The sequence below is a fragment of the Brevundimonas sp. SS2672 genome (genome assembly GCF_059579685.1).
Genome location: NZ_CM184201.1, coordinates 2,881,288 through 2,894,540 on the forward strand (window position 1 = coordinate 2,881,288; position 13,253 = coordinate 2,894,540).

The 13,253-nt window shown below is 68.8% G+C and carries 16 protein-coding genes; 11 read left to right on the top strand and 5 right to left on the bottom strand.

Going from position 1 to position 13,253, the window contains the following annotated elements; genetic code table 11:
• Positions 1-68: 68 nt before the first annotated feature.
• On the bottom strand, positions 69-797 hold the full coding sequence (locus tag AC52GN_RS14475; RefSeq protein WP_496527538.1) for an SAM-dependent methyltransferase: 729 nt from the start codon (positions 795-797) through the stop codon (positions 69-71).
• Between the two features lie 68 nt (positions 798-865).
• Positions 866-1,216 carry a hypothetical protein gene (locus tag AC52GN_RS14480; protein WP_496527539.1) on the bottom strand — a complete coding sequence of 117 codons (351 nt, stop codon included), beginning with the start codon at positions 1,214-1,216 and terminating at the stop codon, positions 866-868.
• On the opposite strand from AC52GN_RS14480, the gene AC52GN_RS14485 reads away from it, so the two are divergent.
• The 4 genes from AC52GN_RS14485 to AC52GN_RS14500 are packed head-to-tail and all read left to right on the top strand — an operon-like array spanning position 1,182 to position 3,984.
• The gene (locus AC52GN_RS14485; protein ID WP_496527540.1) at positions 1,182-1,526 is read left to right on the top strand and encodes a hypothetical protein; all 345 of its coding nucleotides are present in this window, start codon (positions 1,182-1,184) and stop codon (positions 1,524-1,526) included. The two genes, AC52GN_RS14480 and AC52GN_RS14485, sit on opposite strands and share 35 nt — an antisense overlap.
• Position 1,527: 1 nt before the next feature.
• Positions 1,528-1,845, top strand: a complete 318-nt coding sequence (locus tag AC52GN_RS14490) for a winged helix-turn-helix domain-containing protein (RefSeq protein ID WP_496527541.1) — start codon at positions 1,528-1,530, stop codon at positions 1,843-1,845.
• A 43-nt stretch (positions 1,846-1,888) separates the two neighbouring features.
• Positions 1,889-2,665 (top strand): tyrosine-protein phosphatase, encoded by a 777-nt coding sequence (locus tag AC52GN_RS14495; RefSeq protein WP_496527542.1) that lies wholly within the window; start codon positions 1,889-1,891, stop codon positions 2,663-2,665.
• Positions 2,662-3,984 carry an anthranilate synthase component I family protein gene (locus AC52GN_RS14500; RefSeq protein WP_496527543.1) on the top strand — a complete coding sequence of 441 codons (1,323 nt, stop codon included), beginning with the start codon at positions 2,662-2,664 and terminating at the stop codon, positions 3,982-3,984. Before AC52GN_RS14495 ends, AC52GN_RS14500 begins: the two co-directional genes overlap by 4 nt.
• A 10-nt stretch (positions 3,985-3,994) precedes the next feature.
• Here AC52GN_RS14500 and AC52GN_RS14505 read toward each other — a convergent pair whose 3' ends face one another.
• The 3 genes from AC52GN_RS14505 to AC52GN_RS14515 all read right to left on the bottom strand — a co-directional run bounded on the left by AC52GN_RS14505 (position 3,995) and on the right by AC52GN_RS14515 (position 5,497).
• Positions 3,995-4,582: a TadE/TadG family type IV pilus assembly protein gene (locus AC52GN_RS14505; RefSeq protein ID WP_496527544.1), complete on the bottom strand. Its 588-nt coding sequence runs from the start codon at positions 4,580-4,582 to the stop codon at positions 3,995-3,997.
• Positions 4,579-5,049, bottom strand: coding sequence for a TadE/TadG family type IV pilus assembly protein (locus tag AC52GN_RS14510; RefSeq protein ID WP_453988041.1), 471 nt, complete (start codon positions 5,047-5,049; stop codon positions 4,579-4,581). The genes AC52GN_RS14505 and AC52GN_RS14510 overlap by 4 nt, the downstream gene beginning before the upstream one ends.
• A 61-nt stretch (positions 5,050-5,110) precedes the next feature.
• Positions 5,111-5,497, bottom strand: coding sequence for a pilus assembly protein N-terminal domain-containing protein (locus tag AC52GN_RS14515; protein WP_453988042.1), 387 nt, complete (start codon positions 5,495-5,497; stop codon positions 5,111-5,113).
• A 282-nt stretch (positions 5,498-5,779) separates the two neighbouring features.
• Between AC52GN_RS14515 and AC52GN_RS14520 the strand changes: the two genes are divergently transcribed.
• From AC52GN_RS14520 to AC52GN_RS14550, 7 genes are all read left to right on the top strand, one after another.
• Entirely contained in the window at positions 5,780-5,962 is a 183-nt protein-coding gene (locus AC52GN_RS14520; RefSeq protein WP_346519500.1) for a Flp family type IVb pilin, read from the top strand.
• 114 nt (positions 5,963-6,076) lie between these two features.
• Positions 6,077-6,589 (top strand): A24 family peptidase, encoded by a 513-nt coding sequence (locus tag AC52GN_RS14525; protein ID WP_496527545.1) that lies wholly within the window; start codon positions 6,077-6,079, stop codon positions 6,587-6,589.
• A 119-nt stretch (positions 6,590-6,708) separates the two neighbouring features.
• The gene (cpaB, locus tag AC52GN_RS14530; RefSeq protein WP_312220532.1) at positions 6,709-7,629 is read left to right on the top strand and encodes a Flp pilus assembly protein CpaB; all 921 of its coding nucleotides are present in this window, start codon (positions 6,709-6,711) and stop codon (positions 7,627-7,629) included.
• A gap of 17 nt (positions 7,630-7,646) precedes the next feature.
• Positions 7,647-9,461, top strand: a complete 1,815-nt coding sequence (locus tag AC52GN_RS14535; RefSeq protein ID WP_496527546.1) for a secretin GspD/PilQ domain-containing protein — start codon at positions 7,647-7,649, stop codon at positions 9,459-9,461.
• 5 nt (positions 9,462-9,466) lie between these two features.
• Complete coding sequence (locus AC52GN_RS14540; RefSeq protein ID WP_338577293.1) at positions 9,467-10,144, top strand: CpaD family pilus assembly protein; 678 nt, start codon at positions 9,467-9,469, stop codon at positions 10,142-10,144.
• Positions 10,141-11,664, top strand: coding sequence for a CpaE/TadZ family protein (locus AC52GN_RS14545; protein ID WP_496527547.1), 1,524 nt, complete (start codon positions 10,141-10,143; stop codon positions 11,662-11,664). The genes AC52GN_RS14540 and AC52GN_RS14545 overlap by 4 nt, the downstream gene beginning before the upstream one ends.
• 4 nt (positions 11,665-11,668) lie before the next feature.
• Positions 11,669-13,252: a TadA family conjugal transfer-associated ATPase gene (locus AC52GN_RS14550; RefSeq protein ID WP_496527548.1), complete on the top strand. Its 1,584-nt coding sequence runs from the start codon at positions 11,669-11,671 to the stop codon at positions 13,250-13,252.
• The last annotated feature ends 1 nt before the right edge of the window (position 13,253 follow it).

Here is a 13,253-nt window from a genome sequence, read left to right on the forward strand (position 1 = left end):
TGCTTGAGCGCGGCTTCTCCCTCCCCTTCATGGGGAGGGGCGTCGGCCCTTCAGGTCTTCCGGAAGAGTTAGAGGCCGAAGCCGAAGTAGGGGGCGCCGAAGTCGAACATCATCTTGATGCGGTTCGCCGTGGCGGCGACCGTCGGCGCATCGGCATGATCAGGATGGGCGTCCAGCCAGTCGGCGATCGCCGTCTCCATGCCCGCGCGATAGACCGCCCATTCCGCCTCATCGGAGATTTCGGCCGAAACGACCTCCAGACCCGCAGCGCGCGCCGCCGCCTGCCATTCGTCGTGACGGACATAGTAGCCGGACGCTTCCACCAGTTGGCGAAGCGGCGCGGGCGGTTCGTCTTTCCAGAACAGGTCGCCCCACAACAGCGCGCCGCCCGGAGCCAGGCGTTCGGCCAGGGCGGAAAAGACGGCGACGGGTTCACGCAGCCCCTTGCCGGCCGGTTCCGTCGAGCCGATGGCCACGATCAGGTCCAGCGGCGCATGATCATCAAAAGCGGCGGCGGAAGTCTCGCGCCGCAGCGTGATCCGGTCCAGGAGGCCCGCCTGCGCGATACGCGCTGCGGCGCCGTCAGCCATGACCGGGTCCAGCTCCACCGCCGTCACGCGGGCGTCGAAGACGCGGGCCAGACGCATGGAGACTTCGCCATAGGCGCAGCCGATGTCCATGACCGTCGCGCCAGACCTCAGCCCGGCGCGCGCGACGGAGGCCTCCAGCCGCTCCATCGACAGGGCGTTGCAGATGGCCAGGGGTTCATAGGCGATGTGATGAAAGGCGACGCGCATGGCCAAGGTCTAGGCCGCCCAGCGCGTCCCGTCTCAGAAAAAGAACTTTACATCATAAAGTTCTTGGCTCACCTTTTGCACAACAGGCAGGGAGAGACGCCATGACCCGCGACCAGGTTCAATCCGTTCACGACGACATCGCCTATATGAAGGCCCTCGCCCAGGAGGGACGGCGAGCGCCGCTTCTGGGCGGATCGGTGCTGGTCGCCGCCGCCGTAATCTTCGGGGCCGCCACGGTCGGCCAGTGGATGATGGTGCTGGGCCGAGATCCCCAACGGCGGCTGGGAAAGCCTGTCGCTCTGGCTGGGCGCGGCCGCAGTATTCGTAATCGCCCTGATCGTGCTCATCCGCCGCATCGAAAGCGCCTGCGGCGGCGCCAGCGCCATGAACCGGTCGGTCGGCGCGGCCTGGTCGGCCATCGGCTACGGCATCTTCGTCACCTGGACGGCTCTGATGGTCTTCGGCTGGCGCACCGGCGACTGGGGCGTGATGGCCCTGATGCCGACGGTGGTCATGGGCGCCTACGGTTCGGCCTGGATGGTGGTGGCCGCCATCAGCCGCAAGGCCTGGCTCAACGTCGTGGGCCTGATCTCCTACGCCGGCGCCGTGGTGCTTGCCGGACTGGGCGATCCCCTGCTCATCTATCCGGTCTATCTGGTCCTGCTGATCGCCGTCGCCCTCGCGCCCGGACTGATCCTGGTGCGCGGCGCAACGAAGAAGGCGGGCTGAGATGAACGTCGAGGACGAGACCTCGAACTTCGACATCGGCCGCATCGACGAGGTGATCCACGGCCGGGTGCGCCTGGGGATCATGGCCTGTCTGGCCGGTGTGGAGAGCGCCGACTTCGGCGAGCTCAAGGCTCGACTGCAGACGACGGACGGCAATCTGTCCGTGCATTTGCGAAAGCTGGAGGAGGCGGGATTCGTCGCCGTGTCCAAGAGCTTCCAGGGCCGCAAACCCCTGACGCGGGCCAGCATGACCGAGACGGGCCGCGACGCCTTCCTCGCCTATCTGGACGCCATGTCGGTCCTGGTGGCGGGGCGCTAGCCCGGACTGGCGCCCCCCGTCGAACAGTCTAAGAAAGGCGGTCATGAGCGACCGCCTTTGGCCGTTTGAGGCCATCGACAATTTCCGCGACTACGGCGGCTACGTCGTAGACGACCGCCTGCTGGCGCGCGGGCGGCTGTATCGCGCGGCGCATCAGGCGCGGGCGACCGACGCCGACGTGGCGCGGCTGGCGGCGCTGAAGCTGGCCGCCGTGGTCGACCTGCGCCGTCCCAGCGAGCGACGCGCCCAGCCGTCTCGCCGCCCGCCCGGCTGGGCCGGGACGCTGATCGAAAGCGGTCATGACGACGGGGGCGAGGCGCCGCACCTGACCTTTCTGAAGACCGCCGACCTGACCGAGGCGTCCGGCCGCGCCTTCATGACCGAGACCTATCGCCGCCTGCCGTTCGAGGCGGCCCATGTCGATCTGTTCGGCCGCTACTTCCGCCTGCTGGGCGAGGCCGAGGGGGCGGTGCCGATCCACTGCGCGGCGGGCAAGGACCGGACCGGCCTGCTGGCGGCCCTGACCCACAGCCTGCTGGGCGTGGCGCAGGATGACCTGATGGCGGATTATCTGGAGACCAACAGGGCCGTGAACCTGGAGGGCAGGGCCGAAGAGATGGCCCGTCGCCTGACGGCCATGACCGGCCGCACCGCGTCGCACGGGGCCGTGGTCGCCTTCCTGGGCGTCGAGGCGGCCTATCTGAACGAAGCCTATCGGGCCATCACGGCGCACAGCGGTTCGGTCGGCGGCTACCTGCAGCATGTGCTGGGCGTGGACGCGCCCCTGGCCGACCGCATCCGGGCGCGGCTGGCGCCGTGAACGCCCTGCCCGCGCGCCTTGTCGAGACGCATCCCTGGCGCGAGCCCCTGGCGACGGCGGCGGGGCTGAGCCGGCGCGAGGGCGCCCTGGCCTTGCTGGCCGGCGCCGGAGATCCGGACGCGCACGGCGGGCGCTGGTCCTTCGTCGCCTGCGAGCCGGACCAGACCTTCGTCGGGCGGGTCGACGACGGGACCTTGTTTAAGCGCCTGCGCGATCCGGCCTATGCGGGCGGCGGCGTCGTCGGGCTGATGAGCTATGACGCCGGGGCGCGGCCCGCGACCGGCGAACGCGGGGGCGGTTGGCCTGACCTGATGCTGGCCCGCTATCCGGCCCTGCTGGCCTTCGACCATCGCGAGCGGCGGGTGCAGACCATCGGACGCGGGATCGACGCTGAGGCGGCGCGTCTTCAGGTCCGTCGGGCGGCTGGATGGCTGGAGACGGCGGCGTCGGTCGCGCCGCCCCCGCCGCCGTGCGATCGCGCGGGCGAGGAAGGCTCGGGCGCGGCCTATGAGGCGGCGGTCGCCGATGTGATCGCCCGTATCGGCGCGGGCGAGTTGTTCCAGGCCAATATCGCCCGCGCCTGGACCGGAACGCTGAAGCCGGGGCGCGATCCCTTCGACGTCTTCCTGCGGCTGTCGGCGGAGCGGGGCGCGGCCTACAGCGCCTTCTGGCGGCTGGGCCGACGAGCGCTGGCGTCCAACTCGCCCGAACTGTTCCTGACCTTCGACGGCGCTGGCGGCCGCATCGAGACCCGACCGATCAAGGGCACCCGCGCAAGAGATCCCGACCCGGTCCGGGACGCGGCCCTGGCCGCGGAACTGATCGCCAGCGCCAAGGACCGGGCCGAGAACCTGATGATCGTCGATCTGATGCGCAACGACTTGGCGCAGGCGGCCCGGCCCGGCTCGGTCCAAGTCCAGCGTCTGTTCGAACTGGAGAGCCATCCGACGGTGCACCATCTGGTCTCGACCGTCAGCGCTCAGGCGGCGGACGGCGTCGGTCCGGCCGAAGTGATGGAGGCCGCCTTCCCGCCCGGCTCCATCACCGGCGCGCCCAAGCATCAGGCCATGAAGGTGATCGCAGGCCATGAGCCGCCGCGCGGGCCGTGGTGCGGCTCCCTGTTCGGCTGGGGGCTGGGCGAAGAGGCGCGACTGACCGCCTCCGTCCTGATCCGCACGGCGGCCTTTGAGCAGACGGTGCTCGGCTGGGGCTGGCGCGCCCTGGCCGGGGCGGGGATCGTCGCCGACAGCGACCCGCGCGCCGAACGACTGGAGACCGAGGCCAAGTTCCGCGCGCTCAAGGAGGCCCTCGTCGGCTAGGGCCGCCCAGTCAGACGGGGCAGTCGGCGCAGGCGATCCGGTCGGTGGTGCGCGGGCGGAGATAGTAGCTGCGCTTGAACGCAATATCCTTGGGCAGAATCACATCCGGGATGAACAACCGATAGCGGTAGTCCGTTTCACCCAGGATCACCGTCTGGCCGTCCGTGATCAGACCGGGCGGCAGATCGGCGATGGGATCGCCCCGCTTGCGGGCGGGCATGATGTCGCCGCCCTTTGGGTCCTTGGCGCTCTTGGCGCGGCTCCATTCGACCGTGGCCACGCCGCGCGCATCCACGGTGACGCTTGAGACGCGGATCGACAGGGGGGCGGACGAGAAGGGGCGCATGATCATGTCCCCGATCATGAAGGTGCTCTCAAGGTCCCGGATATTGGTGCCGCCGGACTGGGCCACCAGGTCCGCGACCATGGAGGCGGCGTGGCTGGCGCGACGCTCGGCCATATAGCCCTGACTGAACTCGACCAGGCCGAAATAGATGATGATCATCACCGGCGCGATCAGGGCGAACTCGACCGCAGAAACGCCGCGCCGGTCCCGCAACAGGCGGCGCAACAATCCGATGTTCGCGGCGCGTCTCATTTGTAGGGCTCGTTGCGGAAGGCCAGGGTGGTGGTCAGCATCACGCGACGATCGGCGGTGCGCGACACGGCCTGGGCGATGAAGGGGGTGACGATGGGATGTTCGTACCAGACGCGCACCAGCACCCGATCGCCGGGACCGCCGGGCTGATAGGTCAGGACGCCAGGGTCGAAGGCCCCCGTTTTAAACGGGTCTGCGTCCGGCGGCGTCGAGAAGCCGTCAACCACCCGGATGTCGATGAAGGCGCGGCCGGGGCAATCGCGCGAGAAGACGCCCATGTTGGCGCACAGGCGCGCCTTGATGTCTTCGGCTTCGAGCTCCTGTTCCTGGGCCAGGCCGGTGCGGATCTGCCGGCCGGCGTCGGAGACGGCGGTTTCGGCCAGGGCGTCGACCAAGAGCATCAGGCCGATCTCCAGTATGCCGAACAACAGGACGAAGAAGGGGAAGGCCACGAGGGCGAACTCCACGGCGGTGGAGCCCTCACGGCGTCGCCGACCTCGCATCAAACCCAGCCCCCGTCGCATGGAGTCAGGGCGCCGTGGACGGGCGCGCGGCAGGCGCGCAACGAGTCCCGCAGGCGACCTCGACCGCCTCGCCTCCGCGCCAGACGCGCACGGAGCCAGTCTCGCCGGGACTGACCGAAACCTGACGCTGGAACAGCGGGCGGCCCAAGGCGTCGACGGCGATGATCTCGGTCAGGCCGTAGCTCTTGCCCGTGATGAACAGGGTGCGCGCGTCGGTCACGGCGACGTCGGCGATGCGCGGATTGGCCACGATGACCGAACCGGCCGGGGCGCGAAGCTGCACCCGCGTGGCCTGGTCCAGCTTGACGTCGAGCGGCCGGTCCTGCGCCGAAGCCGGCATGGCGAGGGCGAGCGTCGCGGCCAGGCCGACGAAAAGAGCAGCAGGGCGCATGGCGAGACCTCCGAGAGCGTCAGAACGGGCGCGCGCGAGCGCCATACGCGAAGCTGACGCTCAAAGGTCAAGAAACCCTGAAATTCGAGATCGACGTCGAAATGAAACGCGAATTTCAGTAAACGGCGCAGTAACCATCAATTCTTCTGCCGACCGGCTAGATTTTACTCGCTCTTAAGAGGCGTGGACGCATTGTCGCCATGCAAACGGGGGTCAAGCGGGCAAAACCGAAGACCCTGATAGTGGGTCATCAGCTCGTTACTGAACAAAGGAAGACAAGACATGCGCAACTTCATCACGCGCTTCGCTAAAGACGAATCCGGCGCCACGGCCATTGAATACGGCCTGATCGCTGCTCTGATCGCTGTGGCGATCATCGGCGCCATCAGCCTGATGAGCGGTCAACTCAAAGCGACCTTCGGTAAGGTCGAGAGCGAACTGACGGCCGCTAATAGCGCCGAATAAGCTTGCTGCTTTGAACAAAGCTAAGAGGCCGGGACGTTCACGTCCCGGCCTTTTTCATGCGCCATATCGACTACAGAAACCGCGCCTTAAGAGATGAAGCCGTAGGATCTACGCATGCTCGCGATCTCCTTCACGCTATTGGCAGTCTTGCCCGCTCTGGCCGTCGTCGCGGCCCTGCATGATCTGACGACGATGAAGATTCCGAACTGGATTTCAGGCCTTTTGATCGTCGGCTTCTTTCCGGCGGCCTTGGCGCTGGGTCTGCCCTGGGCGACGGTGGGCGTTTCAGCGGCTCTGGCGGCCGTCGCCCTCATCGTCGGCATGGGGATGTTCGCGGCGAACTGGATCGGGGGCGGAGACGCCAAGCTGCTGGCCGCCGCCATGTTGTGGATGGGCGTTTCAGGCGCCCTGCCCTTCATTCTCTTCACCGCGCTCGCCGGCGGCGGCTTCTGCCTGCTGCTGCTGACGGCGCGCAGCCATCTGCCCTTCTTCGCCCAGACTGGCCCCGGCTGGGTCATGCGGTTGATGCAGCCCAAGGGCGACATCCCCTATGGCGTCGCCATCGCCATCGGCGCCTTGCTCGCCTATCCGTCCAGCCCCTTGATGACCGCCTTCATCGCGGGTTGATGACGCCGTTCGTTAAAGCGCCGAGCTTAGGGGCGCGTTAACCATGACAAGCCATTATCCCTGACAGGCAGGGGGCGGATCATCCGGGTTCGCGCGATCGCGTCTGCCGGAGAGACTGGATGAAACCCGCCAAGATCGCCGTCATCTGCGTTGCAGCCCTTGCAGCCATCGGCCTGGCCCTGGTCGTGCGCGCCATGGGATCGTCGGGACAGCCGACAGCGACCGCATCGGCCGCCGTCGAGACGCGGCCCATGGCTCGGGTGCTGGTCGCCGCGCGGGATCTGGAGCCGGGCCGACGCCTGACCGAGGCCGACCTGAGCTGGAAGGACTGGCCGGTCGACGAACTCAACCCTCTTTTCATCACCGACGGCCCGCCGCCGGCGCCCAAGGCGGAAGGCGCAGCCGCCGAGAACGCCGCCGCTGACGGCAAGAGCGCCACGGTGGAGCGCGCCATGAAGGCCGTCGCCGAGCTGAACACGCCGGGAGCCAAGGGCGACTACATCGGCGCCGTGGTGCGCGAAACCGTCCTGGCCGGAGAGCCCCTGGTGGCGCGCAAGATCGTGCGCGCCGGGGACAGCGGCTACATGGCCGCCTATCTTGAGCCGGGGATGCGGGCCATGGCGATCCGCGTCACGGTCGAGACCGCTGCGGGCGGCTTCATCCTGCCTGGCGACCGGGTGGACGTCCTGCTGACGCGCGAGGTCAAGGGCTCGGGCGACGACGGCGGAACGCGATACTCGGCCGCCACCGTGATGCGCAACGTCAAGGTCCTGGCCATCGACCAGAGCACCCGCGCCGCCGAGGACGAGAAGGCGGTGGTCGGCGCCACCGCCACCCTGGAGCTGACCGGCCGCGACGCCGAGGTCCTGGCCCTGGCCAAGTCCGAAGGCGACCTGTCGCTGGTGCTGCGCTCCTACGCCGATACGGCCGGGCCGTCGGGCCATGTGCCGGGCGCGGTTCGAGGCGCTCGCGCGGCGGGCGGCGGTTCGGTCGTGAAAATCTATCGCGAGGGCCAGGTCGAGACGGTGACGACGCCATGAGGACGAGGCTATCGGGCATGAATCGTTTCGCCGTCGCCGCCTGCGCCGCCCTGATCGCCCTGGGCGGTTCGGCGGCGTCGGAAGGCGCCAGGGCCCAGACGCGCGCGGCGATCACCGCAGGCTCGGCCCCCCAGCTGGTCAATCTGCCGCGCGGGACCTCCTTCGCCGTCGACCTGCCGACCGATGCACGCGACGTCATCATCTCCAATCCGACCGTGGCCGAGGCCATGCTGCATTCGCCCCGGCGGATCACCATGATCGGCCTGGCGGGCGGCGAGACGGACGCCGTCTTCCTGGATGCGGGCGGACGCACCATCCTGGCCCTGCGCGTTCGCGTCGATGCAGGGGTCAGTGCGCTTCAGGACACGCTGGCGCGCGTGGCGCCGGGCTCCAACCTGCGCGCCGAGGCGGTCAACGACAGCATCATCCTGACCGGCGTGGCCGCCAGCCCGGCCGAGGCCGACCGCGCCGCCCAGGTGGCGCGCGCCTTCGTCAGCGCCCCTGAAAAGGTCATGAACATGATCGCCGTCGCCGGCTCGGACCAGGTGACGCTGAAGGTGCGCGTGGTCGAGGTGCAGCGCTCGGTCCTGAAACAGCTAGGCGTCTCGACGGATATTCTTCGCAACAACGGCATCCACTCCTACGGCTTCGGCCGCGCCTCCAGCTATGGGGTGAACGGCGTCCAGGGCGGCGGCGGAGCGCTTTGCTATGGCCAGAACGGCGCGCGGACGACGAACCATTCGCAGACGATCGAAACGATGCAGGGCCAGACGAGCGGCACGAACGCATCCACCAATGCATCAGGCAACATCACCAATACGGCGGGGCTGAGCGAGTCAGTATCCAACATCACGACATTGACCACGTCCGATGGCCGTACCCTGACGTTCAATGGCCTCGCGCCCGGCGCCGTCATGGTTACGGATTTTGCGGGGAATCCCACGCTGCTCACGGGGCAGACGGCTCTGGAAGCTCTAAGCAGCGCGATGGCGACAGGAAATTTCACCACCTCGACCGGTTCGAGCCTGGCGAGCACCATCACGGATGTCCTCAGTACGGTCACGGGCGCGACGGAATCGACCAGCCTCAGTAATGTTCTGAGCAATGTCGCCTCTACCGCTTGGAAGACAGCGACCGGCACCGACGCCAATGCTTGTCTGGAAGCGTTTGAGCGCGTCGGTCTGATGCGGACCTTGGCCGAACCCAACCTGACCTCGGTCAACGGCGAGGCCGCCAACTTCCTGGCCGGCGGAGAATTCCCGGTGCCTTCGGGACGCGACCGCGAAGGTCAGATTTCGGTTGAATACAAGCCTTACGGCGTGGCTCTGGCCTTCCGTCCCGTGGTTTTGTCCGAGGGACGCATCAGCCTGCAGGTCAAGGTCGAGGTGTCGGAACTGACGCCGCAGGGCGGGCTGACCATCGGCGCAGGCACCCCGTCTTCCATCACCCTGCCGGGCCTGTCCGTGCGGCGGAGCGAGAACACCATCGAGATTCCGTCGGGCGGTTCGATGATGATCGCGGGCCTGTTGCAGGAATCCACGCGCCAGACGGTGGACGCCTTGCCGGGAGCCACCAATCTGCCGGTCCTGGGGCAGCTGTTCCGGTCGCGAGACTATCTGATGGGCGAGACCGAACTGGTGGTCATCGTCGAACCCTATATCGTCAACCCGACGTCGCCGGGGCGGATGCAGACCCCCGCCGACGGCCTGCGCATCGCCCAGGACGCCCAGACCATCTTCTTCGGCCAGTTGAACCAGGTCTACGGCTCGCCCGCCCCGGCGGCCCAGCCCGGCGCCGGCTGGCGCGGTCCTGTCGGCTATGTGATCGAGTGAGCGCCATGATCCGCACCGCCTCCATCTCCGCCGTTCTGGGCCTGAGCCTGACGCTGTCGGCCTGCGTGGGCGGCCCGGCCAGCCTGGGCGGCGAGCCGCCGCTGACCCCCACCTCGCGCTTCTCGCTTCAGGTCGAGCCGGGCCTGGACCGCATCGCCCTGGCGGTGCACGAGACCGGCCTGTCGGCCAATCAGCGCGCCGCCCTGGACGCCCTGGTCGGGCGCTTCGCCATGGAAGGGGCGCCCGTCCTGGTCATCGAGGCGCCGGCGGGCGGCGATCCGGCGGCGGCCCAGGCGGCCTGGAACGTCAAGGCGGCGTTCGAGGCGGCGGGCGTGCCCGGCGAGCGCATCCAGCTGGTCGGCTACGCCGCGCCGGACCCGAGGGCGCCGGTCCTGGTCGGCTTCGAGACCGTGCAGGCGGTCGTGCCGCAGTGTGGAGCCCAATGGGGCAATCTGGGCCGCACCGGCGACAATCAATCGGCCTCCAACTTCGGGTGCGCCGTCACCGCCAACCTGGCCGCCCAGATCGCCGATCCGCGCGACATCGTCGCCCCGCGCGCCATGACGCCGGCCGACGCGGGCCGTCGCTCCGTGGTGTTCGACGCCTATCGCGAGGGCGCGCAGACCGCCGCCCAGCGCGAGGCGCTGATCTCGCAGACCAAGATTTCGCAGGCGGTGCAATGACGTCCGCGCCCAAGCCCTTCCCGACACAGGATTTCGACGCCCTCGACGGGTTCGATCTCGACGACGACTTCATGGACCTGCACCCCGCGCCGAACGTCGCGCCTGCGGCCCTGGACCGGGCGGCGGACGCCTTTGATCCGGTCGGGCGGATGCGCGACGAGACCGAGACGGCCATCCGGTCGCAACCGCCCGTGTCCGCCCCTGCCGCCGCCGAGCCTGTGGTGGCGGCCCTGCCCGCGCTGGAGCCGTCGACGGCCCTGACGCTGGGCGGCCCGGCCTCGGTCGAGGTGTCGATCCCCCGCATCGGCGTGCACATCTTCGCCGAGCGTCAGGACACGGCCGCCGCCGCCGAGCGCGCAGGCCAGGACCGCCGCATGGCGCGCGCTACGACCCAGATCCGCCTCGGCGGCGTTCAGGCGGCGATCGAGGCCTATCAGGCCGAGCCGACGCCGCCCTTGATCATCGTCGAGAGCCTGAAGGCGCCGCAGGAGTTGCTGGCCGAGATCGACCAGCTGGCCCAGGTCTGCGACGCGGGCACCAAGGTCGTCATCATCGGCGCGACCAACGACATCCTGCTGTTCCGCGAACTGATGCGGCGCGGCGTCAGTGAATATCTGGTGGCGCCGGTCCAGCCGCTGCAGCTGATCGCCGCCATCGGGGGCCTGTTCGCCGACCCGGCCCAGCCCTTCGTCGGCCGCACCATCGCCTTCGTCGGCGCGCGCGGCGGGGCGGGAGCTTCGGCCGTGGCGCACAACACCGCCTACGCCATGAGCGAACGGATCGGCGTCAACACCGTCATCGTCGACTATGACCTGCCGTTCGGCACGGCGGGGCTGGATTTCAACCAGGACCCGCTGAACGGAGTGGCCGACGCCCTCAGCCAGCCCGATCGCCTGGACGCCACCCTGCTGGACCGAATGATGGTCCGCTGCACCGACAAGCTGAGCCTGTTCGCGGCGCCCGCGACGCTGGAGACCGACTGGGACATCGGCGCCGAGGCCTTCGAGGAGGTCACCACCCGCATCCGCGCCACGGCGCCTTTCGTGGTGCTGGACCTGCCGCACCTGTGGTCGAGCTGGATGCGCCGGGCGCTGATCGCGGCGGACGAGGTGGTGGTGGTGGCGACCCCGGACCTGGCCTCGCTGCGCAACGCCAAGAACATGATCGACCTGATCAAGCAGGGCCGTCCCAACGACGCCCCGCCGCGCCTGGTGCTGAATCAGGTGGGGATGCCGGGTCGGCCCGAGATTCCGGCCAAGGACTTCGGCGCGGCCCTGGGCGTCCATCCCAGCCTCAGCATCCCCTTCGACGCCAAGGTGTTCGGCGCGGCCGCCAACAACGGCCAGATGATCGTCGACGCCGCCGCCAGGACCAAGGCGGCCGAGGCCTTCGAGACCCTGGCCCAGATCGTCTCGCGCCGCGAGCTGCCGGCCGCGTCCGCGCGCGCGGCGGGCCGGCCCAGGCCGGCCGCCAAGGGAAGCGGCTCCCTGCTCGGCTCCCTGTTCAGCAAGAAGTCCTGAGGTCGTGTTCGGCAAGCGGACAGCACAACCGGGCCTCGCTCCCGCCGCGCCGCGGCCCGCCCCAGCCGTCGCGCCGGAAGCGCAGCCGCGTCCCGCGCCCGAGCCGGTCGACGGCTTCTCCGCCGACGACCTGGACCCTCTGACGCCGCCGCCTGCCGCCGCCCCGCGCAGCGACCGGCTGGACGCCCTGGACGGACTGCTGGGCCGCAAGCCCGAGCCTGCGCCCAGCGCCCCTTCGAGCGCCGGGCCGCGCGCCACGCCGGGTCTGGAGCAGCTCAAGAAGGCCCAGGCCGTCGCCGAGATCGTGCGCGAGCAGAGCGACTATTATCACGCGACGAAGACCACCATCTTCAACGCCCTGATGAACACCATCGACCTGGCCCAGCTGGCGCAGCTGGACCAGAAGGCGGCGTCCGAGGAAATCCGCGACATCGTCTCCGAACTGGTGGCGATCAAGAACGTCTCCATGTCGGTGGCCGAGCAGGAGCACCTGGTCCAGGACATCCTGAACGACGTCCTCGGCTATGGTCCGCTGGAGCCGCTGCTGGCGCGCGACGACATCGCCGACATCATGGTCAACGGCGCAGGCCGGGTCTTCATCGAGGTCGGCGGCAAGGTGCAACTGACCAATGTCCGCTTCCGCGACAACGGCCAGTTGATGAACATCTGCCAGAGGATCGTGTCCCAGGTCGGCCGTCGCGTCGACGAAAGCTCTCCGATCTGCGACGCCCGCCTGCCCGACGGCAGCCGCGTCAACGTCATCGCCCCGCCGCTGGCCATCGACGGTCCGACGCTGACGATCCGCAAGTTCAAGAAGGACAAGCTGACGATGCGCAACCTGGTGGAGTTCGCCTCCATCAGTCCCGAGGGCGCGCGGGTGCTGGGCGTCATCGGCGCGGCGCGATGCAATCTGGTCATCTCGGGCGGCACGGGTTCGGGCAAGACCACCCTGCTGAACACCCTGACGGCCTTCATCGACCCGACCGAGCGCGTCATCACTTGCGAGGACGCCGCCGAGCTGCAGTTGCAGCAGCCGCACGTCGTGCGTCTGGAGACCCGCCCGCCGAACCTGGAGGGCCAGGGCCAAATCACCATGCGCGACCTGGTCAAGAACTGCCTGCGGATGCGCCCCGAACGCATCATCGTCGGCGAGGTGCGCGGTCCCGAGGCCTTCGATCTGCTGCAGGCCATGAACACCGGCCACGACGGTTCGATGGGCACCCTGCACGCCAACAGCCCGCGCGAGGCGATCAGCCGTCTGGAATCCATGATCACCATGGGCGGCTACGGCCTGCCGTCCAAGACCATCCGCGAGATGATCGTCGGCTCCATCGACGTCATCGTCCAGGCCGCGCGCCTGCGCGACGGCAGCCGGCGCATCACCCACATCACCGAGGTGGTGGGGCTGGAAGGCGACGTCATCGTCACCCAGGACCTGTTCGTCTACGACATCACCGGCGAGGACGCGCACGGCAAGATCACCGGGCGTCACCGTTCGACCGGCATCGCCCGTCCGCGCTTCTGGGACCGCGCCCGCTACTACGGGCTGGAACGCGAACTGGCCGAAGCCCTGGACGCGGCGGAGTAGG

Coding starts and splice junctions, on each gene's coding strand:
- AC52GN_RS14475 (WP_496527538.1), bottom strand. CDS start 797: ATGCGCGTCGCCTTTCATCACATCGCCTATGAACCCCTGGCCATCTGC.
- AC52GN_RS14485 (WP_496527540.1), top strand. CDS start 1,182: ATGAACCGGTCGGTCGGCGCGGCCTGGTCGGCCATCGGCTACGGCATC.
- AC52GN_RS14480 (WP_496527539.1), bottom strand. CDS start 1,216: ATGGCCGACCAGGCCGCGCCGACCGACCGGTTCATGGCGCTGGCGCCG.
- AC52GN_RS14490 (WP_496527541.1), top strand. CDS start 1,528: ATGAACGTCGAGGACGAGACCTCGAACTTCGACATCGGCCGCATCGAC.
- AC52GN_RS14495 (WP_496527542.1), top strand. CDS start 1,889: ATGAGCGACCGCCTTTGGCCGTTTGAGGCCATCGACAATTTCCGCGAC.
- AC52GN_RS14505 (WP_496527544.1), bottom strand. CDS start 4,582: ATGAGACGCGCCGCGAACATCGGATTGTTGCGCCGCCTGTTGCGGGAC.
- AC52GN_RS14515 (WP_453988042.1), bottom strand. CDS start 5,497: ATGCGCCCTGCTGCTCTTTTCGTCGGCCTGGCCGCGACGCTCGCCCTC.
- AC52GN_RS14520 (WP_346519500.1), top strand. CDS start 5,780: ATGCGCAACTTCATCACGCGCTTCGCTAAAGACGAATCCGGCGCCACG.
- AC52GN_RS14525 (WP_496527545.1), top strand. CDS start 6,077: ATGCTCGCGATCTCCTTCACGCTATTGGCAGTCTTGCCCGCTCTGGCC.
- cpaB (WP_312220532.1), top strand. CDS start 6,709: ATGAAACCCGCCAAGATCGCCGTCATCTGCGTTGCAGCCCTTGCAGCC.
- AC52GN_RS14535 (WP_496527546.1), top strand. CDS start 7,647: ATGAATCGTTTCGCCGTCGCCGCCTGCGCCGCCCTGATCGCCCTGGGC.
- AC52GN_RS14540 (WP_338577293.1), top strand. CDS start 9,467: ATGATCCGCACCGCCTCCATCTCCGCCGTTCTGGGCCTGAGCCTGACG.
- AC52GN_RS14545 (WP_496527547.1), top strand. CDS start 10,141: ATGACGTCCGCGCCCAAGCCCTTCCCGACACAGGATTTCGACGCCCTC.